The organism is Massilia violaceinigra (assembly GCF_002752675.1).
Lineage (GTDB): Bacteria > Pseudomonadota > Gammaproteobacteria > Burkholderiales > Burkholderiaceae_D > Telluria_A > Telluria_A violaceinigra.
The window spans coordinates 2181893-2206123 of sequence record NZ_CP024608.1; the positions used below are offsets into that span (position 1 = coordinate 2181893).

Below are 24231 nucleotides of genomic sequence, written 5' to 3' on the forward strand. Positions count from 1 at the left end.
GCCGCTCGGGAGGAAACAATGCGCATAGGCGAAATCTGTACTGTCCCATCCATCTACTGCAAGGGCGACGAAACCGTTCAGGCCGCCGCCTTGCTGATGCGTAAGCATCACGTCGGCGACCTGGTCGTCATCGAACAACCGGAAAACGAACGCATTCCGGTCGGCATCATCACCGACCGCGATATCGTGGTCTCCGTCATCGCGCTCGGGCTCGACCCGGCCAGCCTGCTGGTCGGCGACATCATGAGCGCCGACCTGTTGACCGCGGCGGAAGACGACGACGTCTACGAAACGATCGACCGCATGCGTTTCCGCGGTATCCGGCGTGTGCCCGTGGTCAATAACGCGGGCGGCCTGGCCGGCATTGTCAGCGTCGACGACCTGCTCGAATTCCTGGCCGAGGAAATGGGCGAACTTTCACGCATCAGCTCGCACCAGCAATCGCACGAGAAACGCGCGCGCCAGTAGCCAGCCAGCGCGACGGCTGCCCTCTGGTATGATGGCTCGCGCCGGGGTCCGCGTGGGCACGGCAAACCGTGTCCACCCTACCAGAAGACCTCATGAACCAAATTCGCTGGATCTGCGCTGCCGCCTACCTTGTCACGGGCGCCGCGCTCGCCCTGCCGATGCCGAAAGGCGTCGTGCAGGGACCTTCCGTCGAAGGCATCACCGAATACCGCCTGCCGAACGGCTTGAAGGTGCTGCTGTTCCCGGACTCGTCCAAGCCCACCGTCACCGTCAACGTCACTTACCTGGTCGGCTCGCGCCATGAAAACTACGGCGAGACCGGCATGGCCCACCTGCTCGAACACCTGATGTTCAAGGGCGCGCCCAACAACCGCAACATCGCCCAGCAGTTCTCGCAGCGCGGCATGCAGTTCAACGGCACCACGGGGCTCGACCGCACCAACTACTACGAAGTGTTCCAGGCCGGCGACGACAACCTGAAATGGGCGCTGCAGATGGAAGCGGACCGCATGGTCCATTCCTACATCGCCAAGAAGGATCTCGACTCCGAAATGACGGTCGTGCGCAACGAGTACGAAAGCGGCGAGAATTCGCCCGGCGAAGTGCTGATGAAGCGCATGCAGAGCCTCGGCTACGACTGGCACAGCTATGGCCGTTCCACCATCGGCAACCGCAGCGATATCGAAAACGTCAGGATCGAGAACCTGCAAGCGTTCTACCGCACCTGGTACCAGCCCGATAACGCGGTGCTGCTGGTGGCCGGCAAATTCGATCCGGCCCGCACGCTCGGCTGGATCGCGCAAAGCTTCGGCGCCATCCCCAAACCCAAGCGCGCCTTGCCGCAGTTCTGGACGGTGGAGCCGACCCAGGATGGCGAGCGCAGTTTCACCGTGCGGCGCCAGGGCGACGTGCAGATGATCGCGGTCGGCTACAAGGTGCCGCCCGCGCTGCACGACGACAGCGACACCCTCAGCTTCGCCTCCGAAGTGCTGGGCGCGGCCACCACCGGGCGCCTGCACAAGCTGCTGGTCGAAAGCGGCAAGGCCAGCGACGTCTTCGCCTACGCCGAAACCGGCTACGCGCCCGGCATGCTGTACTTCGGCGCCGTGGTGCGCAAGGGCGACCCGATCGAACCGGTGCGCGAAGCGCTGACGGCGGCCGTCGAGGACTTCGCCAAGACGCCGCCGACCGACGCCGAAATCGAGCGCGTGCGCCGCAACTACACCAACAGCATCGAGAAAAGCCTGAACGATCCGCAGCAGGTCGGCGTGGCCTTGTCCGAAGTGATCGCGCTGGGCGACTGGCGCCTGTTTTTTGTCGGGCGCGAACGCATCGCCACCATCACCGCGGCCGCCGTGGCCGAGGCGGCGGGACGCTATCTGCGCCGCGACAACCGCGTCACCGGTCACTTCCTGCCGGACGACGCCCCGCGCCGCGCCGAGATCCCTCCCGCGCCGACCCTAGCCAGCGTCATGAAGGACTTCAAGCCCAAGGCCGCCAGCCAGAAGTCGGAAGACTTCGATCCGAGCCAGGCCAACATCATGAAGCGTACCACGCTGGCCACTGTGGGCGGCATCAAGCTTGCGCTGCTGCCCAAGAAGAATCGCGGCGAAGCCGTTTTCGTGGACCTGAACCTGCGTTGGGGCGACGAGAAAAACCTGTTCGGCAAGGGCGTGCTGCCGGCGATGACGGGCGCCATGCTCACGCGCGGCACCACGAAATATGCGCGCGAGCAGCTCTCTGACGCCTTCGACAAACTCAAGATCAGCGGTGGCCTGATGGAGTTCGAGACCACCCGTTCCAACCTGGCCGAGGCGCTGCGCCTGGTCGCGCACGTGCTCAAGGAACCAACCTTTCCCGAAGCCGAATTCGAGCAGCTGCGCCAGCAATTTCTGGTCAGCCTGGAGTCGTCCCGCAGCGAGCCGCAATCGGTGGCCGCGCGCGTGCTGAGCGAACACTTCGACCATTATCCGAAGGGCGACATCCGCGCCAGCCGCACGCTCGACGAGCAGATCGCCGACGTCAAGGCGGTGCGCCTGGAAGATGTGAAGGCTTACTACCGCGACTTCTATGGCGCTTCGCAGGGCGAACTGGCTATTGTCGGCGACTTCGACGCCGCCCCCGTGGCTCCGCTCGTCGACGAGTTGTTCGGCAAGTGGCAGAGCCGCGCCAGCTATGCGCCAGTGCTGCGCACGCACGCGGCCATTGCGCCGATGAACAAGACCGTCAACCTGGCCGACAAGGAAAATGGCGTGGTCATGGCGCGCCTGAACCTCGATCTGCGAGTCGACGATCCGGACTATCCGGCGCTGATGCTGGCCAATTACATCTTCGGCGACGGCGGCCTCGAATCGCGCCTGATGAACCGCATCCGCCAGAAGGATGGCTTGTCCTACGGCGGCGGCTCGCAGCTGGGGGCAGGGGACCTTGACCGCGCCGGCAGCCTGACCATGAGCGCCATCGCCGCGCCGCAAAACCTGGCTAGGCTCGATGCCGCCATGCGCGAGGAACTGGTGCGCGCCGTCATCAAGGGCTTTACTCCGGGCGAACTGGCAGCGGCCAAATCGGGCCTGCTGCAGCAGCGCGCGCAAAACCGCGCCGATGACAGCATTCTCGCCGGCGGCTGGACTTCATTGCTGTATCAGGGGAAAACGTTTGAATGGAGCGAGCGCTTCGAGCAAAAACTGGCGGCTGTGTCGTTAGAACAACTCAATGCGGCGTTCCGCAAGGCGATCGACCCGGCCAAGCTCAGTGTCGTCATAGCGGGAGATCAAGAGAAAGCCAAGCTCAAGCGGTAAAAGCAGCAATACTTGCTGGCGGGATAGCAACGTTTACGGTATTCTGTTGCTTCGAGGAAGTATTTGCTTCCTCTGTAGAACATACGGAGATGTTGGAACATGGCCAGGGAGAAGCAAAAGGAGTCCTCGTTCGAGGGTAAGGTTGTCCTCGTGACCGGTGCGGCGGGCGGCATCGGCCGCGCGGCCGCGGTGGCGTTCGGACGCGCGGGTGCTTGCGTGGTGGTGGCCGATACCTCGGTCGATGGCGGCCATGCGACGGCGGCGATGATCGTCGAAAACGGCGGCAAGGCGTTGTTCGTGCAGTGTAACGTCACGCGCGCGGCGGAAGTCGAAGCGCTGATCGACAAGACGGTGGCGTATTACGGGCGGCTCGATTGCGCGTTCAATAACGCGGGCATCGACGAAGAGCATCTGCCGCTGGCCGACGCCGACGAAGCGCTGTTCGACCGCATCATGAACGTCAACGTCAAAGGCACGTGGCTGTGCATGAAGTACGAGATTCGCCAGATGCTCAAGCAGGGCAGCGGGTCGATCGTCAACACGGCGTCGGTGGCCGGCCTGGTCGGCGCGCCGACGCAGCCGATTTACGCCGCCAGCAAGCACGCGGTGGTGGGCATGACCAAGACCGCGGCGGCCGAGTATGCGCGCGAGGGGATTCGTATTAATAGTGTGTGTCCGGGCGTGGTCAATACGCCGATGATGGGCCGCGCGCTGGAACGCGAACCGCTGCGCGAGAAAAAGCTGCGCAATGTGCATCCGATGGGCCGGTTCGCCGAGCCGTCGGAGATTGCCAGTGCCGCGATGTGGCTGTGTTCGGACCAGAGCTCGTTCGTGACCGGGCATCAGCTGGCCGTGGATGGCGGGTTGACGGCGATTTAATAAGCCACCGTCGTTTCCGCCATCGGCGGAAGCGACGGTGATATGCGCGGAAACGACGACTACGCCGTACTCAACTCCGCCACGAAATCATACATATCCCCCCTGAAGTACGAGCGGCAAAACTCCACCGCGCGTCCATCCCTCAGGAACGCCAGCCGTTCCACGCACAAGCCCGCATCGCCTTCCTTCGACTGCAGCAGCTTGGCCTGCTCCGCATTGAGCAGCAGCGCCGATAATCGCTGCAGCGCGCGCGTTGGCCGGTTGCCGGCCGCTTCCAGGGCCTCGTACATCGACACCCCCACCACATCGAGCGATGGCAGGCAGGATGCCACGATGGTCGCGTATTCCAGACACATCGGCAACTCGTCCGCATAGCGGATCCGGTTGAAGCGGTACACCGGCGCACCGGGCGACAAGCGCAGGCGCAGGGCTTCCTCCGGCGTCACCGTCCCCTCCGACCGTTTGAGCCACACGCTGCGCGGCGTGCGCCCGCGTGCCCGCATGTCCTCCGAAAATGAGGTCAGCTTGGCGAAGTTTTTCTCGATCCGCGTGTTGATGAAGTTGCCCGAACCGGGCCGCTTGACCAGCAAGCCTTCGCTCACCAGCCCGTCGATCGCCTTGCGCACGGTGATGCGCGAGATCGACAGGTCGAGCGCCAGTTGCCGTTCCGCCGGCAGGGCTTCGTCCGGGCCGAAGATGCGCTGGTCGATCGCTTCGCGCAGGGCGCGCTGCAATTGCTGGTACAGCGGCTGCGAGCTGGTCTGGGCCAGCGTCTGCATGATGTGGACAAGGGAAGTCATACCAATCTGCTTTCTATCGTGAGGGTGGGACCACTTTTCCCGTCGCCTGGCGCAAATTCGCCACATCATGCAGTTGTCGCATTTGCATATAACGATAATACCAAAAAAAGACCGCAGGAATAGCCCTCCCTCTTGCAACAACGTCAAATTCGCCCCGAATGACCAGACCACTTGGCCAAAATCCCAGTCCACCCGTGTGTTATCGAAACAACATATGAAAAAATTCACTTAACTGGTAGTGTTCTGGTATTAAAGAGGAGTATATTGGCGTTAGATTGGTTTTAGACGTGGTTGTACCCGTAGCACATAAAAAGTCGTTGTTAAAAATGAACTGGCTTACTCACGGAGCCAACATCAAGGGGGAAGTAATGAAGCGCAATCAGTCAGTAGTGAATAAGAACGCAGAGCGTCCTGTATCGACCAGCCTGACGCCGGTAGCGTCGGCCGCAGCTATTCTGGTGTTGAGCATCGCGATGTCGGCCCAGGCCCAGGCCCAGGCGCCCGCCACGGCACCAAGCGTGGACCCGGAGGTCAAGGGTGAAGTGGTGATCGTCACCGGTATCCGTGCGGCGATGCAGCAGTCGCTGAACCAGAAGCGCAATTCGGACACGATGGTCGAAGTCATTACTGCTGAAGACGTGGGCAAGATGCCCGACAAGAATGTCGCCGACTCCCTGCAACGCCTGCCGGGCGTGAGCGTGGCCGCCGCCGGCGGCTCGGAAGGCAGCTTCGGCGAGAACGACCGCGTGGCCCTGCGCGGCACCCCGTTCGGCCTGACCCTCACTACCCTGAACAGCCACACCGTATCGAGCGGCGACTGGTTTGCCGATAACATCATCGGTGGCGGCCGCAGCGTCAGCTTCTCCCTGTTCCCGTCCGAACTGATCGGCCGCGTGACGGTGCATAAAGGTTCGCAGGCCAACCTGCTCGAAGGCGGCGCCGTCGGCGTGGTCGACATCGAAACGCGCAAGCCGCTGGACTTCAAGAAGGGCCTGAGCGCGCAGATGAGTCTGGGCGCCGTGAATTCGCAGAACTCGGGCAAGAACGATGGCCAGTTCAACGGCCTGGTTAACTGGAAGAACGAGGCCGGCAACCTGGCCGTGATGGTCCAGGGCTTCCATGAAAAACGCACCCTGAGCCGCGTCGGCCAGGAAAACGGCATCTGGTACGATCCGGTCGATGCCGGCTCGTCCGTGGACAAGGGCGTGCCCGGTGCGTCGACCGCCATCAAGACCGATCCGGTCAAGGGCGCCAAGGCCAACTACCTGGGCGGTACCGCCTGGTTCGAACAGGAACGCACGCGCAAGGGTGGCCTGATCGACGTGCAGTTCAAGCCGACCAGCGACATCACGCTCGACCTGACCGCATTCCGTTCGCACCTCGACGCCCCGAACATCAACCACAACTTCATGCAGTCGCTGGGCCGCTTCCTGGCGCCGAACTGGACGGCCAAGGATTTCCCTGCTGGTCACACCAGCGGCACCGTCAGTAACGGCGTGCTGACCCAGCTGACCGGTACCGTGCCGGCCAACTGCGGCGCGGTCTGCGGCACGATGTCGAGCGCGGTGCAGGAAGAATTCAGCCGCCCGATCGCCGAGAGCCAATCCAAGTTCGTCAACCTGGACGGAAAATGGCGCGTCAACGACAAGCTGACCCTGGCCGGCAAGGTCGGCTCGACCAAAGGCCTGGGCAATACCCAAAGCGGCGCGCTGGGCGTCTGGATGCCGTACACCGGCGGCAGCTACACCATGAACGGGCTCGACAAGGCGGTCACCTACGTGATCCCGGGCGCAGACAAGTTCTCGATCGGCGGCGGTCCTGACGGTACCGGCAACGTGCCTTATACCTACGGTTCGCACGTGACCGCGATCGACAAGGAAGTCTACGGCCAGATCGACGGCACCTACAAACTGGACCTGGCCAGCGTGCAGTCGGTCCAGTTCGGCGTGCGCGCTGCGGAGCACAAGCGCGACCTGACCGCCATCGGCATCAACGCCTTGCCAAGCCTGTCCCTGGTCAGCAACCTGCCGACAGGCGGCCTGACCTCGTTCCCGACCGAGTTCAACGACCTGGACGCCAACGGCGCCGGCTGGTGGACGTTCTCGCGCGAAGCGGTCAACAGCTGGCTGAGCACCCATGCCAAGTACGAAGGCCACTTGAAGCAAAACGAATTCAAGATCAAGGAGCCGACCCGTTCGGGCTACGTGATGGCGAACTTCGGCGCCGACGGCTTCTCGGGCAATATCGGCGTGCGCGTGGTGCACACCAAGGAAGAAGTCGAGCGCAACGAGATCGCGCCGTCCGGCACGTTCGAGCCGCGCCTGTACACCAACACCTACCTCGACTTCCTGCCAAGCGCGAACTTCCGCATGGACCTGTCGAAAAACCTGGTGGCGCGTTTTTCGACCAGCCGCACCATGGCGCGTCCGGAGCTGGGCCAGATGGCCGGCACCGACCTGCGCGACGTGCAGGGCACCGGCAGCGCCGGCAATCCGAACCTGCGTCCGATCCGCTCGAACAATTTCGACCTGGGCGTGGAATGGTATTTCGCCGAGAAGTCGCTGCTGGCGGCCGGCGCGTTCTACTCGGCACTGGACGGTTACGTGACCTACGGTTCGGGCACCGCGACCTTCTACAACCAGTTGCAGAAGAAGAACACCGTGTACCAGATCGACACCCCGCTCAACACCACGGCGGAAGTGAAGGGCATGGAGTTCTCGTATCAGCAGGCGCTGCCGGCGGGTTTCGGCGTGAATGCCAACTACACCTATACGCTGGGTAAGGAAACCGGCAAGGCGCCGGGTTCGATGTGCGGCGCGCTGACCTATGCCGACTGCACCCTGATCGGTACCTCGAAGAACGCCTACAACGTCGGTGCTTTCTATGAGCAGAACAAGGTCTCAGCGCGCCTGACCTACAGCTGGCGCTCGGGCTTCCTGAATGGCACCAGCCGCAATTCGGCCTCGTACCAGGCGTCGGTCGGTTCGCTGTCGGCATCGCTGGCGTACCAGATCAACGAGAACTTCAGCGTCACCCTCGATGGCAAGGACCTGAACAATCCGATGGTGCGTTCGGTGATCCACACCGCCGGTGCGATGGATGTGCCAGGTTCGCTGTACAAGAACGGCCGCCAGATCTATCTGGCGCTGCACGGCAAATACTAAGACGACGATGGAGGGACTTCGGTCCCGCCAAAAAAAACGGGACGCTCAAACGTCCCGTTTTTTTTTGTATGACGGGCCCGTGATGTGGCCGTGATGATGGTCTGGAGCGTAGCGAAGATGGATCTCCTTGATTTAACTTTCCCGTTGAACTGGGCCCAACCCTGTGTCGCTATCCTGACTGCCGCAGCCGGTCGTTCTCGCCCGGCGCCAATGCAATGCCCCGCATCAAAGGGATCGAGCGTCTGCTGCGCCGAAATATTTGGGCACATATCGTATGAAGCCGGGAAGAGTATAAAATAAACAATCATTTCGAGCCACGATGCTTCTTCCACCGTCTTGACAAAGGAATTGTTGATGAAGAGCTTGATAAGGCACACAGTGCAGCGTCACCAGGCTAGTACGTCGACCGCCGCCACCAATGACCGTGGAGGCGGCGGTCGGGTCAACATCGTGGACAATCGTGCCATTGCGGTGGCGCAACGCCGCCTTCAAGCAAGCATCGCCGACAGCCCCCGCATGCGGGAACAGCATGCGCAACTGGCGCGCATGCGCGGGCCAGCCGTGCAACGCAAGAGTGACGGCGGCTTGCCCGAGCAATTGCAGTCCGGAATAGAACGCCTGTCAGGCCAGCCGATGGATGATGTGCGCGTGCACTACAACTCGAATCGCCCCGCACAGTTGCATGCCTTGGCCTACGCGCAGGGCAACGACATCCATCTCGCTGCTGGCCAGGAACGGCATTTACCGCACGAGGCCTGGCATGTGGTGCAACAAAAACAGGGGCGGGTCAGGCCCAGTTTTCAACTGATGGGAGAGTCGGTCAATGACGACGTTAGCCTGGAACGGGAAGCGGATGTCATGGGAGCCATGGCCGCCTCCGCCCGACTGCCAACGGTGCAGCGCCAACCGGATGCTTTGATGGGGCAGCAGGTCCGCATGGACGGTCAACTCGGGCGGCTCGCGCCGATGCGCGGTAGCGCCCCGCACTCGGCGCCGCTGCAAATGGTTACCCTTTGGGGCGTGCTCGGCGGCATGGGAGCGGCGGTAGCCGGCCTGGGCTTGGGCGCCGGCGCGCTCACAGCCTCGGCACTGGGCGTGGGTGCGGGTGCAGGCTTGGCGGTGGCGGCGGGCGGCCTGGGTCTGCTTGGCGCGGCCGTTGGCGGTGGTTTACACCGCGCGATGGCGAGTACCGCGAGCGAGGCCCCGCTAACGACACCGAAGCTATCGTCAAGTCAGAGCAATGAACTGGCCGCGCGACGTACCGGAAACAATATTCAGCCGCTTGATGTGCATTGGGATGCAGCCCTCACGGACGAGGTTGCGGGACGCCGGCGCGAGCCCGACAGCTATCGACAATGGCAACCCGGCGCACCTGGTGCCGACGGACAGATCAACGATGCCGGCGGCCATCCTCTGGCACCGGGTCGCTATATTTATGTCGTTACCGTGCAAAATGAATTCCGCTATCTGCCCATGAAGGAGATGAGCAAGGAGCACTTCGACCAATACCGTACTCATTCCCAACTGTCAGGCAAACAAAAGGTCTTTGCCGCAGGCGCTTTCACTGTCAATGAAGACAACCTGGTCGCTTCGATCGACAATGAGTCTGGCCACTACCAACCACCTGATATCGGTCATGCTGAATATGCGGCCGAACTGCTCAGGGCCATGGGTTTCAAGGGCGAAATGAGGGCGAGTAGTCATAACAGCAGCGGCGACCCGAAAGGACTTGCCTATGTCGGAAGCCAGGTCAAAGCCAATCTGCGGGCGTTGAAAACCTGGGTACCCGGCACCAAGAAAGCTGGTTGGGAATTCGGTTTTCCTGATATCGACGATCCAGCCATGAAGGCCAAAATGCCATTCTAAGTGTGTGCGCGGACGGGCGCAGCCCGCCCCGCATCAGCAGGACTTGCTCAAGTCCCGGTTTCGCTTCTCAAGAACGACGGCGAAGGATTCCTTCGCTTGCGGTGAGGACAGTGTCGCGTTGAACATGCCTCAATGAAAACGGGCGGGCCCGGCTTGCGCCGGAACCCGCCCGATCAGACGGCAATGCCGTGAATTACTTCGCTGCCACTGGCGCTGCCGTATCGGCCGGGCGCTTGAGCCACATGGTCCAGTAACGCGCCAAGTCGCCGATGCCATCGTTACCCTTGATGGTCTCGAACGTCTTGATCGCATCGTCCTTGCGGCCGGCCTTGACGTACGCCATGCCCAGCTTGAGCTTGGCTTCTTCCGGACGCTTCAGGCCGCCCTTGGCGATACCTTTTTCGATGCGCTCGATGCCCTTGTCGAATTCGTCCATGGTCACGTAGGCGTAACCCAGATTCACGAGGCCCGTGCCGTCTTTCATCTTGGCAGCGCTGGCTTCGCCAGTGGCGATGTTCTTCGCGTCGTCGGCCGCGGCCTTGCTGACGCGGTCGCGCAGCGACTTGTGCTTGGCAGCATCCGCGCCAGTGCCCAGGACGTTGGCGGCGAAGCCGGCATCAACCGCCTTCTTTGCTTCGACCGGGAAGCCGGAGCGCACTGCCTCTTCAGCCATGTTGACATAGGTCTCGGCTTCCAGCTGTTTCAGCACGGTCGATTCCAGACGATACGCGTCGAGCAGCAGGCGCGAGTTGAAGCTGGTCTTGCCGTACATGCGGTGCAGCAGGTCCGCCCACAGGTCCTGGCTCGGGTAGGCCGCAATCAGCTTTTCCAGCGCGACCGTGTAGGCCGGCCAGTCTTTTTGCTTGCCGGCGATAGCGACCAGCAGGCGCAGATCGCCCTCTGCCGGTGGGGTGCCAGCCTTTTCCAGTTCGGCCAGGTGGGTCTGCGCTTCGGTCTTGGCCGTGGCCAGATCGTTATTCAGGTAGTAGGCACGCGACATCGAGGCACGCACGCGCGACGGCGAACCGCCCTCGGCGATGTAGCGCTTCATCCATTCGATCGCCTTCGTATAGTTCTTGGCGTTGTTTTGCAGATTGCCCATCGCCAGGATGAATTCCGGCTTGTCGACCGCCGGCGTGCTTGGCGAGTTGATGACCGCTTCGAGCGAGCTCATTGTCATCGCTTCGTTGCCGCTGGCAGAACCGAGCGAGAATTTCATGCGCTCGATGACGTAGTTTTCATACGGGGTGCGGTTGGCGTAGGCTTCCGCGGCAGTCAGTCTTTCCTGGACTTCAGCGAATTTCTTTCCGTCGATCAAGACCTTAACGGCGGCCGGGTCCAGCAGCTTGTACAGCTCCGGACGGACGGTTTCAGGTTTGGTTGGAGCGGCACTGGTCGCAGGCGTGGCTGGAGCGGATTGCGCGGTGGCGCTGGTCATCAGGGCGGGTGCGGCGTTCAGGCCGATGGCGGCCAAGATCAGACTGATACGAGCAAGACGAAACTGGGACATGGAAAATCCTTCAATCAAAGACATAAAGACAGCCTGACGCTATAACGCATCAGCCCGCCGAACCGTGGACACGTAGCCTACATGGGCGTCGTCCGGTTGGTGCGAATTTCGGACGAAGCGCATATTGTTACATAAACTTCATTTTTGCACGCTGATTTCCGTGCGGACCGGTTCAGGCGCGTAAAAACGCGCGTCCGCGCGCGTCGAACAGATGGCAGTGCGCGGGCGGCAAATGCACCGCGATACGCTCGCCCGCGCGCAGCATGGCGCCGCCCTGCGGCTGGCGCAGCGCGATCAGGGCCGGGTCGCCGGCCATGCTGGCGTAGACGATGGTCTGGTCGCCCAGGTATTCGACGTGGCCGACCACGGCGGCAATCATATTGACTTGCTGCGAACCGGCCGGCAGCACCGTCATGTGTTCGGCGCGGATGCCGAGCGTGACCTTGTCGTCGATCATGGCGTCGCCGCCGTCGGCGTCGGCGTCGACCAGCGTGCCGTCGGCCAGGCGCACGCGCACGCCGATGGCGCCGATATGCGCCACCCCGGCGGCGATGAAGTTCATTTTGGGGGCGCCCAAAAAGCCCGCCACGAACAGGTTGCCCGGATTGTTATACAGCTCGTACGGCGTGCCCACCTGCTCGATGCGCCCGCCGTTGATGACGACGATGCGCTCGCCCAAGGTCATCGCCTCGACCTGATCGTGGGTCACATAGATCATGGTGGTCTTGAGTTCCTTGTGCAGGCGGCTCAGTTCCACCCGCATCTGCACGCGCAGGCTGGCGTCGAGGTTCGAGAGCGGTTCGTCGAACAGGAACACCTCGGGCTTGCGCACGATGGCGCGCCCGATCGCCACGCGCTGGCGCTGGCCGCCCGACAGCTCCTTGGGCCGGCGCTGCAGCAGATGGGTGATCTGCAAAATCTCGGCGGCGCGCCCGACCTGCGCTTTCAGTTCCTCGCCCTTGTGGCCGGCCAGCTTGAGCGCGAACGCCATGTTCTCGAACACCGTCATGTGCGGATACAGCGCATACGACTGGAATACCATGGCCAGCCCGCGCTTGGCCGGGGCGATATCGTTGGCCAGCAGGCCGCCGATATGCAGCTCGCCGCCGCTGATTTCCTCCAGCCCGGCGATCATGCGCAGCAAGGTCGATTTGCCGCAGCCGGAGGGCCCCACGAAGACCACGAATTCGCCGTCGGCGATCTCGAGGTCGATGCCGTGGATGATGGTCTGCTTGTCGTCGTAGCGCTTGACGACGCCCTTGAGGGTGACGGCGGCCATGCTTAGAGCGCCGTCGACGGCTTGGCGGCCGCCAGTTCGGCCTGCTGGCGTTCGCTGGCGCTCATCGGAATGATTTGCGACAGGATCGCCACCGGCACCGCGGCCGCCAGCACCCACAGGAAGAAGTTCTGGTATCCGAGCGCGATCTGGATGTCGCCGCTGACCCATTTGAACAGCGAGAAGCCCAGCTGCATGATCCCGGTCGCGAACGCGTAGTGCGCGGTCTGGTATTTGCCCGGCGCGACCACCTGCATCATGTACAGAATCAGGCCGACGAAGCCGAAGCCGTAGCCGAACATCTCCACGCTGAGCGCCGCGCCGATCAGGGTCAGGTCGGTCGGCCGGGCGGTCGCCAGGAAGTAGAACACCAGGTTGGGCAGGTTCACCGCCAGGATCAGCGCCAGGATGGCGCGCTTGAGGCCCAGCCACGAGGTGAAATAGCCGCCCGCGATACTGCCGATGACGAAGGCGACGGTGCCGGCGGTGCCGTACACGGCGCCCACTTCGGTGGTGCTCAGTCCCAGCCCGCCCAGCTCGCGCGCCTCGCGCAGGAACAGCGGGCCGATGGTCTGCACCTGCGCTTCGCCCGCGCGGAACAGGATGATGAACAGGACCGATACCCAGATCCCCGGCTTTTTGAAAAAGTCGATGATCACTTCCTTGAGCGTGCGTGCGATCGCCTGCGCCGTGATGTCGGCGCTGGCCGGGTTCTTCGCCAGCGGCAGCGCCCAGCCGTTGTACAGGCCGAGCATGATCATCATCGCCGCCAGGATGCAGAACACGATGGTCCAGGCCGAGGCCACGCCCATGGTTTTCTCGAAGTACCCGGCCAGCAGCAGCAGGCCGCCGGCCGAAATGAAGCGGCCGGCATTGAAGAAGGTGCCGGTCCAGCCGGCGTAGGCCGCCTGTTCCTTCTGCGTCAGGCTGGAGATGTACAAGCCGTCGCAGGCCACGTCGTGGGTGGCCGAGGAGATGGCGACCAGCGTGAGCATGACGACGCAGGCCGCAAACCAGAACGGCATGTGCAGCGCCACCGCCACCAGGCCGAGGCAGGCGCCCCCGATCAGCTGGAAGCTGACCACGATGATCTTCTTGCTGCTCGCCAGTTCGAGGAAGGGACTCCACAGCGGCTTGAAGATCCATGCCGACATGATGGCCGCGGTCCAGTGGGCGATGTCGTCGTTGGCCACGCCCATGCTCTTGAACATCTGGCCGGCCACCAGTGCGACCGCGAAAAAGGGCAGGCCCTGCGCGAAGTACAGGCTGGGCACCCAGGTCAGCGGGCTGCGGTCTTTTTTAGTTGTTTTCGTGAGATCCATCGACATCCTTGGGTGGGGTTTCTTAACAGCGTTACTTGACTGCGCCGTCCATGCCGCGCATGAAGAAGCGCTGCGTGAACAGGAAGGCGGCCAGCGTGGGCAGGATCGTCAGCACGGTGCCGGCGGCGATCACGCGGGTACTGCTGCCGAAGGTGCCGCGCAAATACAGCACGCCCACCGACAGCGGAAATTCATCGGGCTTGCTCATCACGATCGAGGGCCAGATGTACTCGTTCCAGGCTTCGACCGCGGTCAGGATGCCGACCGTGGCCAGCCACGGCGCGATCAGCGGCAGCATGATCTTGCTGAAGATGATCCACTCCGAGGCGCCGTCGACGCGGGCGGCATCGATCAGGTCTTGCGGCACTTCTTCAAAAGCCTGCTTGAGCAGCAAAATGGCCACTGCCGTGACCACGTTGGGCAGAATCACGCCGGTGTAGGTGTCCACCAGCGACAGCTTGGTGACGGTGATGAAGTTCACCAGGAAGTTCACCTCCGACGGCAGCACCAGCGTTGCGAGGATCACGCCGAACACCAGTTTGCGGCCGCGGAAGTGCATGCGCGCCAGCGGATAGGCCGCCATCGAACACAGTGCCAGCTTCCAGAACACGGTGCACACGGCGATCAGCACCGAGTTCTTGAAAAAGGCGAGAATCGGAATCGCGCGAAACACCTCCGCGAAGTTTTCCAGCGACGGCGCGCGTGGCCAGAACGTCGGCGGAAAGGCGAACACATTGCCTTCGGTCGATATCGCCGTGACCAGCGTCCACCAGAACGGGAACACGCACACCACGGCCAGCACGCACAGGATCAGGTAATGGCCGAACGTGGCCAGCGAACGCGCGCGCATCAGCGGTGCTTCGGTTTGAGGTAGCGCAGGCACACCAGCGCGATACCGATACAGATGCTCGACACCACCAGGCTGGCGGCGAGCGCGCGCGGCAGCTTGAGGTGCTTGAGGCCCTGGTCGTAGGCGTAGTACAGGGCGGTAAAGGTCGAATTCATCGGCCCGCCCTGGGTCAGTACGTCCACTTCCTGATAGGCCTTCAGCGCGGCCAGCACCGACAGGATCGTGCACACGGCAATGGTGGGGCGCAGCATCGGCACGGTGATCTTCCAGAACTGCTGCCAGCGGTTGGCGCCATCGAGCATGGCCGCTTCCTGCATGTCGGCGGGGATGGCCTGCAGCGCCGCCAGGTACATCACCATGTACCAGCCAAGGCCGCGCCACAGGGTGACGAACATGACGGCGAACAGCGCCAGGGTGTCGTCGGTCAGCCAGCCGATGGGCGCGTTCGCCAGGTGCAGCTGCATGAAGACGTAATTGAGCGTGCCCTGTTCGTGGAACATGAAGCCCCACATGATGCCGACCACCGACACCGTGGTCACTACCGGCACGTAGAAGGCGGCGCGGAACCAGCGGATGCCGGGCAGCTGGTTATTGACCAGCACCGCCAGCGCGATCGCGCCGATCTGCACGAACGGCACCATCACCATAAACAGCAGCGAGTTTTTCAGGCCCGTGACGAACATCTCGTTATCGAAGATGTAGCGGAAGTTGTCAAACCCGACGAACGACGTTGGCCGTATCAGGCTGTAATCGGTGAACGCGAGGAAGGAGCCGTAAGCCACCGGCCAGAACGAAAACACGGCCAGCAGCACCAGTGCCGGTGCCAGGAACATCCATGCCTGCAGGGTGTGGCGCCGTGTACTCATTAATGCAACCTCTGTTTGGACAGCTTCTTGTTCCAGATCGCCACGGCCTGGTCGAGCGCCTGCTGCACGTCCTGCTTGCCGGTGACGCCCGCTTCGACCGCCTTGACCAGCGAGCGGCGAAGTTCGTCGTAATCGTCGATACCGGCCACGTACAGGGTGTGCGAATGGGCCATCGAGCGCGCGCCAGCTTCCACGGCCTTTTCGGCCGCGCCGGCGTTGGCCGGCAGCGCCAGGAAGTAAGGATCGGCAGCCGCCCTGACGGTGGTGGGGAACACGCTGGCCTGCTTGGCAAAGGCCAGCTGGTTGGCGTCGCCCGTCAGGTACAGCGCGAACTTGCCGACCGCTGGAAGCAGCTTCGCGTCCACGCTTTTGGGTATCGCGAAATGAATCAGCCAGCCGCCATCGGCAATGCCGGTCGGGCCGAGCGGCGCCGGCGCCACGCTGGTGATGGCGTAGATCTCTTTCGCGTCGTTCTGGATGCGTTTGAGTGCCGTCGGTGGTGCCAGCAGCATGCCCAGGCGCCCGCCCTTGTAGGCGTCGACCACGGCGGGAAAGTTATCTTCGGCGAACAGGCTTTCCTTGAGCAGGCCGCCGGCCTTGTAGGTCGCGGCGAGTTTTTGCACCAGCGCCACGTGCTGCTCCGAATTGAACACCGCCTTGCCATCCTTGATGACGGCCAGGCCCTGCCACATGAACAGGCCATCGATTTTCGACAGCGCCGGGGCGATGCCGGCCTTGCCGGTGCGCGCGGCGATCTGGCGCGCGAAGGCAAGCTGCTCGTCGAAGCTTTGCGGGCCGCGCGTCAGACCCGCGTCCTTGAAGATCGTCTGGTTGTAGGCGATCACGGCGACGTTGCTGTACATCGGGAAGCCGTAGGTCTTGCCCTTGAAGCGCAGGTCTTCCAGGGTGCTGGGAATGTAGCTGGCTTTGGATGCGCCGAGCAGGGCGTCGACGGGCGTGAGCAGTTCGTCGCGCGCGTATTCGTCGGCCCAGGGCACGTTCAGGTTGACCAGCGCCGGCGGCGTGCCGGCCACGATGCGCGTGACCAGCTTGGTCTGGATGACATCCCACGGAAAATCGATCCATTCGATCTTCACGCCCGGATTGGCAGCCTCGTAATTGCGCGCCACCGATTCGAAAAACGGCGTGAACTTGGGCTTCATGCTGAAGGTCCAGAACTCGATTTTCGTCTCGGCGGCGGCCGCCGAAGCCGCCAGCCCCAGTGCCATCAATGCCGTCAGTAGTATCGTTTTCATTGATGGCGCAGTCGCGTCAGTTGGTCTTGGTGACTTTGCTGAGGTGGCGCGGACGGTCCGGGTCCATGCCGCGCGCTTTCGACAGTTGCGCCGCCATCACATAGAACGCCTGCACGGCGACGATCGGGTCGAGGTCCGGGGTGGCGGCGGTCGGCAAGGTCAGGTCGCGCTCGGGCACGTCGGCGGGCGCGGCCAGCAGCACGCGCGCGCCGCGGGTGCGCATTTCGGCTGCCAGCGCAATCAGGCCGACCTGGGTCGGTCCGCGCGTTGCGAAAATCAGCAGCGGGTAGCCGTCTTCGATCAAGGCCATCGGGCCGTGCTTGATTTCGGCGCCGCTGAAGGCTTCCGCCTGCAGGGCCGAGGTTTCCTTGAACTTGAGCGCCGATTCGAGCGCGATCGGAAAACTGATGCCGCGTCCGACCACCATGATGTTGCGGGCCGGCGTGAGCACTTCCAGCGCCGGCGACCAGTCCACCTCGGTGGCGCGGCGCAATGCCTCGGGCAGGGCGGCCAGTCCTTCGGTCAGTTCCGGGTCGTTCTGCCACTGCGCGACAAGGCGCGCGCCGGCTACCAGGCTGGTGATGAAGCTCTTGGTGGCAGCCACGCTCTGTTCTTTACCTGCGCGCAGCGGCATTGCCCATTCGGCGGCGGCGGCCAGGGGCGAATCGATATCGTTGACCAGCGCGATGGTGGTAGCGCCACCGTCGCGGAAGTAGCGGATCGGTTCAACCACGTCCGGGCTCTGGCCCGATTGCGAAATGGCGATGGTGAGCGTGTCGCGCGTGACCAGCGGTGACTTGTACAAGGTCACCAGCGACATCGGCAGGGACGCGACGATGCGGCCCATGCGCGCCATGATCAGGTAGGCGCAGTAATTGGCGGCGTGGTCGGAACTGCCACGCGCCACCGTCAGCGCGGTGTTGAAGGTGGTGGTCCTCAGCTTGCGGCCCAGTTCCGCGTAGCGTTCGACGTCGTTTTCCAGTTGCAGGGCGACGCAGTCGGCGGCGGACATGGCTTCTTTAAGCATCAGTGAGGTCACACTTTTCTCCTTCGATATAGACAGCTTTGATTTTCAGGTCGCGGTCCAGGACCACCATGTCGGCAAAGGTGCCCGGCGCCAGGCGTCCGCGTTCGGTTTCGCCGAGGTAGTCGGCGGCGTAGGTCGACACCCGGTGCGAGGCGTCTTCCAGCGACAGGCCCAGGCTCACCAGGTTGCGCAGCGCCTGGTCCATCGTCAGCGTGCTGCCGGCCAGGGTGCCGTCGGGCAGGCGCACGCCGCCCATGCATTTCTGCACGCTGTGGCGGCCAAGCTTGTAGTCGCCGTCGGGCATGCCGGTGGCGGCGGTGGAATCGGTGACGCAGTACAGGTGCGGGATCGAACGCAGCGCCACCTTGATGGCCCCCGGGTGCACGTGCAGCAGGTCGGGAATCAGTTCGGCGTACTGCGCATGCGCCAGCGCCGCGCCAACCATGCCCGGCTCGCGGTGATGCAGGCCGCTCATGGCGTTGAACAGGTGCGTGAAACCGGCCGCGCCGTGCTCCAGCGCGGCCACGCCATCTTCGTACGAACCGAGCGTGTGCCCGATCTGCACGCGGATGCCGGCGTTACTGAGTTCGCGCACCAGGTTCAGGTGGCCGGCGATTTCCGGCGCCACGGTAATGAGGCGCATCGGCGCATAGCTGCCCAGCTGCTGCACTTCGGCCAGGGTGGCGGCGCGCGCGTAGTTCGGCTGCGCTCCCAGCTTGCCGGAGTTGATGTACGGGCCTTCCAGATGCACGCCGAGAATGCGCGCCGCGCCTTGGCGGCGCGCGGCGCAGGCGGCGCCGATGGCTTTGAGCGCGGCGGTGATTTCGTGCGGCGGCGCGGTCATGGTGGTGGCCAGCAGGCAGGTGGTGCCATGCTTTGCATGCATGGCGGCGATCACGTGGGGCGCGTCGCCGGCCTCCATGATGTCCTTGCCGCCACCGCCATGCACGTGCAGGTCGATGAAGCCGGGGATGATGTAGTCGTCGCCGTTGACGGATGGATCGACCGCGCCGCCGCTGATGCTGGTCACGCGTTCGCCGAAGCTGATCGCGCCGTTGATCCAGCCGCTGGTGGTCAGGATATTGCCCTTGATTGCATCGCTCATCGGCGCGACTCCGCTACGAATTCATAATAATCACTGCGGCAGAACGAGTGGGTCAGTTCCACCGCCGCGCCGCTGTCCAGGTAACTCACACGGGTAATGTGCAGCATTGCCGCACCCGGGGCCAGACCGGCCAGGCGCGCCTGCTCCGCATTGGCGTTGACGGCGCGGATATGCTGCAGGGCGCGCATCGGAATGGCGCCGCGCGCCTCGAGGTAGCCGTACAGCGAATCGGTCACGCCGTGCGGGTCGGGCATGTGGATGGCCGGGATGGTGGTCGTTTCGATCGCCATCACCACGTCGTCGGCGGTGCGCAGGCGGCGCAGGCGCGCCACCGGCATGTTCGGCGACAGGCCAAGCGAGAGTAGTTCCAGCGGGGCGGCCACGCCGATCTCGCGTTCGAGCCAGCGCGAGCCGGCGGTGAAACCGCGCTGGCTCAGTTCTTCCGAAAAGCTGGTCAGGCGCGAGAGCGGCTGCTCCAGTTTCGGCGTGATGTAGGTACCGGAGCCGCGCCGGCGCGTGAGCATGCCGCGGTCGCACAGCATGTCGATGGCCTTGCGCGCGGTGACGCGCGAGATGTCGAGCATGTCCGAGAGCATGCGCTCGGACGGCAGCGCTTCGTTGGCGCGCCAGTCGCCGCTGGTGATGCCGGCCGATAGTTTGTTCGCCAGCTGCATGTACAGCGGGGTGACGCTGTCGGCGTCGGGCTTGAAATCGCTAAGCTGCGCAAGCATGGTTAGTGTCCTCTCACGTGGAGTTCGATCATGCGCAGCGCGCCGCTGGCGGAGTCGCCCAGGGGAGCGACGCTGCGTGCCAGCAGGTCTGGCGGCAGGTAAGCGCGCAGCGGTTCGCCAAGGCCGCCGCACAGGGCCAGCGGCAGTTGGCCGGATGGGTCGAGCGCGTGCGCCATCAATGCCACTTCGCGCCCGGCGTCGGCCAGGATGGCGCGCGCGGTGTCGTTGTTGTCGGCATGGGCCACCACCAGCGGGGCGAGCGAGGCAAAGACGGTCTGGGTGGCGCCGCCGATCCAGACCTGGATCGCATTGCGTTCGCCGCCGCAGGCGTCGATCACCGCTTGCGCAAAGGTGCTGTGCGACGCGCGGCCGTCGATGACTTTTTCGATGTGGGCGATGGCGCGCAAGCCCATCCAGCCGCCGCCGGCTTCGTCGCCGGTCGGGAAGCCCCAGCCGCCAACTTCGCGCAGGCTGCCGTCGGCCAGCAAAGCCTGGCCCACGCTGCCGGTGCCGATGGCGACGATGGTGCCCGGTTTGCCGCCGTGCGCGCCCATCAGCGTGGTGAAACCGTCGTTCTCGAGGCGCAAGGCGCCGAAACCGGGATCGGCGGCGATGAATTGTTCGGCCCACTGCGGATTGTGCACGCCGGCCAGGCCCAGACCGATGGCGATGCCGGCATTGGCGGGTTGCGCGATGCCGGCCGCGCCGAAGGCCGAGGTGATCGCCTCGGCGACCGAGTTCCACGCCTGCGCGATGCCGAGCGAGAGGCCGGACGGCCCGCCCTGGCCTTGTGCCAACTGGCTGCCGTCGGCGCGCGCCAGGCGCACCCTGGTACCGGTTCCACCGCCATCGACGCCGATGAGATATTCGATCATGTGTGTTGTTGTCCGGGTTCTGAAGTGGGGAAGGTGTGGGCACTATATGATCGCCTAACCACCTTGTCAACAGGTATTTAAGTGGTATTATAAAATACCGAATTGGCATTGGGTGGCGAAGGTCGAAAAATGCGCCAAGCCGCTGTTTTATAAGGATTTTTAAAATGAATCGAATGGTATTAATGCGGTTGTGGATTAGTGCCAATTTGGTATGGCCGCGCAGGCTCGTGGATGTAAACGCAACGTGGGCACCATTGGTGCCCACTGCGCTGCAAAACCGTGCCGGCGGCGCCTAGTTGTGCGATGTGCTCGCGCCCTTGCGGTCATAGTGCATCAGTTGCGCCGCGGCGCTGGCGTTCGGTTTGACCCGCACTTCGGCGCTGCCCGATCCGCGCACGCTCACGCTGGCCTGTTGCGCCACCAGGTTGTCGCCGTCGACGCTGCCCGAGCCGCTCAGGTCCGCGGTGAGTGCGCCGACGGTGCCTTCGATGTCGATTTCGCCCGAACCGGCCACCACCAGGCGTGCCTTGTCGGCGCGCAGCTGCTTGACCGTCAGCTCGCCCGAGCCGTGGACTTCACCCAGGAATTGCCCGGTGCCGCCCGGAACGCAGGCTTCGCCCGAGCCGCGCAGCACGGCGCTGCTGCGTTCGACGGCCAGGCCGCACGCTTCGATGTCGCCCGAGCCGTGCGCGTCGAGCTGCAAGGTGCGCGCCGCGCCAGCCAGTTTGACGTCGCCCGAGCCTTTCATGGACAGGTTCAGCTTGCCGGTCTTGAGCTGGTACACATCCACATCGCCCGAGCCGCTCAGGTTCATTGCGAACTGCTCGCCTTCGACCTGGCTGAGCGACACGTCGGCGCTGCCCGAATTGGCCAGGCTGCGCAGGCCGGGCACCACGATGGTGATGGTGGCGCGCTCGTCGTCGTTGAAGCTGATGTTGATGCCGCTGCGCGAACGCGGGCGCACGATCAGGGTGTCGCCCTTGACGATGGTTTCGATACGCTCCAGTTCCTTGCGTTGGCCCGACAGTTCGAGCGCTTGCGTGCCCTGGCCCGTGATCACCACTTTATAAGGGCCGGACAGTTCGATTGCGTGGAAGGGGGCGACCTTGCGCACGTCGGAGATGTTCTCGGCATGGCTGGCCGCGGCGGCGCAGAGCAGGGTGGCGAAGGTGGCTTGCTTGAGTAAGGTTGTCATGGCGTGTCTGCCGCTGGGCGGCGTTGAGTTCGGAACATGAACAATACGGCCAGGGGCGCGGGCGCGCGAGCGAAAATCGACAGATGGTCGAATCGGCGGCTTGAACGGTCAGGATGAAGGAATGGCAGGAAACGGGGAGGCGGGGGAGGTCGGAAAACCCGAGGGGGCGTCAGGTTTTCCGGTTTGACAGGTACTGCGCAGGTACTACGGCGAACGGTCGGGGGCGGACCGCGCGCTTAATGCTCGTACTGTATTAGTTCTTGTACTGTTCCAGCTGGACGGCGAAGGCGGTCTTGTAGTTCTTGACGAACTGGACGGCTTCGGCGCTGACATCGCTGCTGCTGCGCGACTGGTTGATGGTCACCGCTGGCACGCTCAGGCTCGATGCGGCGGCGGCGGAAACCGCGGTGCTGGCGGCAGGTGCGTCGGCGGCAAAGGCGGAACCGGTCAGGACCAGGGCTGCTACGGCGGTAAACAATTTCGATGCGTTCATAATATTTCTCCAGTATTAGGTCAACGTCGCGATTGTCTGCGGCGGTAAGAGCGGTGCTCTTTGAATAAGGTCAGTGTATTGCGTCTGATTGATCCGAAAAAGCTCGATTGACGCAATGCACAATTGCGGAATTCGCAATAATCAAGCTCAGTTTTTGGACATGTCCAACTGATTGGACAGCGTCGGGCGCGCATTCTTGGCCGCTTCCACGGCTTCGGCGCGCACTTCGGCGCGGGTGCGGCTCGACGGGGCCGACAGTTCAGGCACGTTCAGGCGGGTGGCGGTAATGCTGCTTGCAGCCGCGCTCACACTCGCATTGGCCAGCGGTGCGTCGGCAGCAACAGCGGAACCAGCAACAAACACGGCAACAGCAGCAACGAAAGACAATGATTTCATGGTGTTTCTCCAGTAATTGGGTGAACGTCGCTCGGTTGCGGCGTTGACGAGTTGCCTGTTTGCGTTTGCTCGTCCATGTGAAGCAGTCTATACGTTGCGCTATCCGCAAAAAAGGCGAATAATCGCAATGCAACGTTGCGCTATCGGGGATAATCCACAATCGGGAGGCGGGATGGACAGGCTTCAATCAATGCGCGTGTTTTCCAAAGTGGTCGAACAGGGCAGCTTTGCCCGCGCGGCGCAGGCGCTGGATATGTCGAATACCGTTGTTACGCGCAATGTCGCCGACCTCGAAGCCCATCTCGGCACGCGCTTGCTCAACCGCACCACACGCAAACTCTCGCTCACCGAAACCGGCAAGCAATACCTGGAGCGCGTGCGCCAGATCCTGGCCGATATCGACGACGCCGACGCGGTCGCATCCTCCTCGGCGCGCAAGGCCAGCGGCACGCTGCGCATCTACTGCCATCCCGGCTTCGGCCAGTACCAGCTGGCCAGGCTGCTGCCCCTGTACGCGGCCACCGTGCCGGACGTGGTGCTCGACGTCAGCCTGGCCGATCATTCGGTCGATATCGTCGAGGAGGGATTCGACGTCGGCATTTACATGGGCTTGCAAAAATTCGACTCGAGCCTGATCGCGCGCCGCCTGGCCACCTCGAACGTGGTGCTGTGCGCCTCGCCCGAATACATCGCCCGGCGCGGCGAGCCGCTCACGCCGGTCGACGTGTCCTCGCACGATTGCCTCAACTTCGCCTTTGAGCAGCTGCGCCACAGCTGGCCCGTGAAATGGGAAAACAAGCAGGTCGACGTACCGATCACGGCGCGCGTGGTGTCGAACAATATTTCGGTGCTGCGCCAGGCGGCCATTGCCGGCATGGGCATCATGGTGCGCTCCTCGCTCACGCTCGAGGATGACCTGAGCAGCGGGCGCCTGGTGCAACTGCTCAAGGGCCACCACCTGGGCCAGATGTCGCTCTCGCTGGTCTATCCGAGCCGGCGCCTGCTGTCGTACAAGGTGCGCAGCTTCGTCGATTTCATGACGGCCCAGTTTCCGCGTCCGGAAAGCGATCCCTGGCTCGCGCATGTGTAAGCACCTTGAGCCGTTTCTTTCTTGCCACACCCGCTGACATTTTGTTCATTGACGTCAATTCCCTGTGCTATATTTCTAGTCGGAATTTAGTGATTCCAGAGTGGCATGTGTAATGTGCTTTCTGGCAAATTTTACAAAAACAAGATGTATTACGGGCACTCGTTGTCCATCTCGAAAGCCCGCTCCGTGCGGGCTTTTTTTCGTCGGCTAACTTTGCTCCGGGTAGCGAAATCGCGCCGGGCAGTGTCATAATGCGACGATGTG

The 24231-nt window shown here is 63.2% G+C and carries 20 protein-coding genes; 6 read left to right on the forward strand and 14 right to left on the reverse strand.

All coding sequences use genetic code 11. The features are described 5' to 3' along the window. The first annotated feature begins 18 nt into the window (after positions 1-18). From CR152_RS09815 to CR152_RS09825, 3 genes are all read left to right on the forward strand, one after another. Complete coding sequence (locus CR152_RS09815) at positions 19-468, forward strand: CBS domain-containing protein (protein ID WP_099874753.1); 450 nt, start codon at positions 19-21, stop codon at positions 466-468. A 92-nt stretch (positions 469-560) separates the two neighbouring features. After that, a complete protein-coding gene (locus CR152_RS09820; RefSeq protein ID WP_099874754.1) occupies positions 561-3266 on the forward strand; it encodes a M16 family metallopeptidase in 2706 nt (901 codons plus the stop codon). Between the two features lie 99 nt (positions 3267-3365). Then, complete coding sequence (locus tag CR152_RS09825) at positions 3366-4145, forward strand: SDR family oxidoreductase (RefSeq protein ID WP_099874755.1); 780 nt, start codon at positions 3366-3368, stop codon at positions 4143-4145. Positions 4146-4204: 59 nt separating this feature from the next. On the opposite strand, the gene CR152_RS09830 is transcribed toward CR152_RS09825, so the two are convergent. Further along, positions 4205-4945, reverse strand: a complete 741-nt coding sequence (locus CR152_RS09830; protein WP_099874756.1) for a GntR family transcriptional regulator — start codon at positions 4943-4945, stop codon at positions 4205-4207. A gap of 389 nt (positions 4946-5334) precedes the next feature. On the opposite strand from CR152_RS09830, the gene CR152_RS09835 reads away from it, so the two are divergent. Next, the gene (locus CR152_RS09835; RefSeq protein ID WP_157778414.1) at positions 5335-8109 is read left to right on the forward strand and encodes a TonB-dependent receptor; all 2775 of its coding nucleotides are present in this window, start codon (positions 5335-5337) and stop codon (positions 8107-8109) included. A gap of 354 nt (positions 8110-8463) precedes the next feature. Next, complete coding sequence (locus CR152_RS34055) at positions 8464-9975, forward strand: eCIS core domain-containing protein (protein WP_229413333.1); 1512 nt, start codon at positions 8464-8466, stop codon at positions 9973-9975. Positions 9976-10168: 193 nt separating this feature from the next. On the opposite strand, the gene CR152_RS09845 is transcribed toward CR152_RS34055, so the two are convergent. From CR152_RS09845 to CR152_RS09905, 13 genes are all read right to left on the reverse strand, one after another. Further along, entirely contained in the window at positions 10169-11485 is a 1317-nt protein-coding gene (locus CR152_RS09845; protein WP_099874758.1) for a tetratricopeptide repeat protein, read from the reverse strand. Between the two features lie 172 nt (positions 11486-11657). After that, the gene (locus CR152_RS09850) at positions 11658-12764 is read right to left on the reverse strand and encodes an ABC transporter ATP-binding protein (RefSeq protein ID WP_099874759.1); all 1107 of its coding nucleotides are present in this window, start codon (positions 12762-12764) and stop codon (positions 11658-11660) included. 2 nt (positions 12765-12766) lie between these two features. Continuing rightward, positions 12767-14083: an MFS transporter gene (locus CR152_RS09855; RefSeq protein ID WP_099874760.1), complete on the reverse strand. Its 1317-nt coding sequence runs from the start codon at positions 14081-14083 to the stop codon at positions 12767-12769. Between the two features lie 31 nt (positions 14084-14114). Further along, entirely contained in the window at positions 14115-14933 is an 819-nt protein-coding gene (locus tag CR152_RS09860; RefSeq protein WP_099874761.1) for a carbohydrate ABC transporter permease, read from the reverse strand. After that, the gene (locus tag CR152_RS09865; RefSeq protein ID WP_099874762.1) at positions 14933-15799 is read right to left on the reverse strand and encodes a carbohydrate ABC transporter permease; all 867 of its coding nucleotides are present in this window, start codon (positions 15797-15799) and stop codon (positions 14933-14935) included. The genes CR152_RS09860 and CR152_RS09865 overlap by 1 nt, the downstream gene beginning before the upstream one ends. Further along, complete coding sequence (locus tag CR152_RS09870; RefSeq protein ID WP_099874763.1) at positions 15799-17055, reverse strand: ABC transporter substrate-binding protein; 1257 nt, start codon at positions 17053-17055, stop codon at positions 15799-15801. The genes CR152_RS09865 and CR152_RS09870 overlap by 1 nt, the downstream gene beginning before the upstream one ends. A gap of 16 nt (positions 17056-17071) precedes the next feature. Further along, positions 17072-18082 carry an SIS domain-containing protein gene (locus CR152_RS09875; RefSeq protein WP_208640259.1) on the reverse strand — a complete coding sequence of 337 codons (1011 nt, stop codon included), beginning with the start codon at positions 18080-18082 and terminating at the stop codon, positions 17072-17074. Next, positions 18075-19187, reverse strand: coding sequence for an N-acetylglucosamine-6-phosphate deacetylase (gene nagA / locus CR152_RS09880; RefSeq protein ID WP_099874764.1), 1113 nt, complete (start codon positions 19185-19187; stop codon positions 18075-18077). The genes CR152_RS09875 and nagA overlap by 8 nt, the downstream gene beginning before the upstream one ends. Next, entirely contained in the window at positions 19184-19918 is a 735-nt protein-coding gene (locus tag CR152_RS09885) for a GntR family transcriptional regulator (RefSeq protein ID WP_054266873.1), read from the reverse strand. Before CR152_RS09885 ends, nagA begins: the two co-directional genes overlap by 4 nt. A gap of 2 nt (positions 19919-19920) precedes the next feature. Then, positions 19921-20793, reverse strand: coding sequence for a glucosamine kinase nucleotide-binding domain-containing protein (locus tag CR152_RS09890; RefSeq protein WP_099874765.1), 873 nt, complete (start codon positions 20791-20793; stop codon positions 19921-19923). A 292-nt stretch (positions 20794-21085) separates the two neighbouring features. Next, positions 21086-21988, reverse strand: a complete 903-nt coding sequence (locus CR152_RS09895; RefSeq protein ID WP_099874766.1) for a head GIN domain-containing protein — start codon at positions 21986-21988, stop codon at positions 21086-21088. Positions 21989-22241: 253 nt separating this feature from the next. Further along, entirely contained in the window at positions 22242-22481 is a 240-nt protein-coding gene (locus tag CR152_RS09900) for a hypothetical protein (protein WP_099874767.1), read from the reverse strand. Between the two features lie 147 nt (positions 22482-22628). Continuing rightward, positions 22629-22877: a hypothetical protein gene (locus tag CR152_RS09905; RefSeq protein ID WP_099874768.1), complete on the reverse strand. Its 249-nt coding sequence runs from the start codon at positions 22875-22877 to the stop codon at positions 22629-22631. Between the two features lie 172 nt (positions 22878-23049). On the opposite strand from CR152_RS09905, the gene CR152_RS09910 reads away from it, so the two are divergent. Continuing rightward, the gene (locus CR152_RS09910; RefSeq protein ID WP_099874769.1) at positions 23050-23967 is read left to right on the forward strand and encodes a LysR family transcriptional regulator; all 918 of its coding nucleotides are present in this window, start codon (positions 23050-23052) and stop codon (positions 23965-23967) included. The last annotated feature ends 264 nt before the right edge of the window (positions 23968-24231 follow it).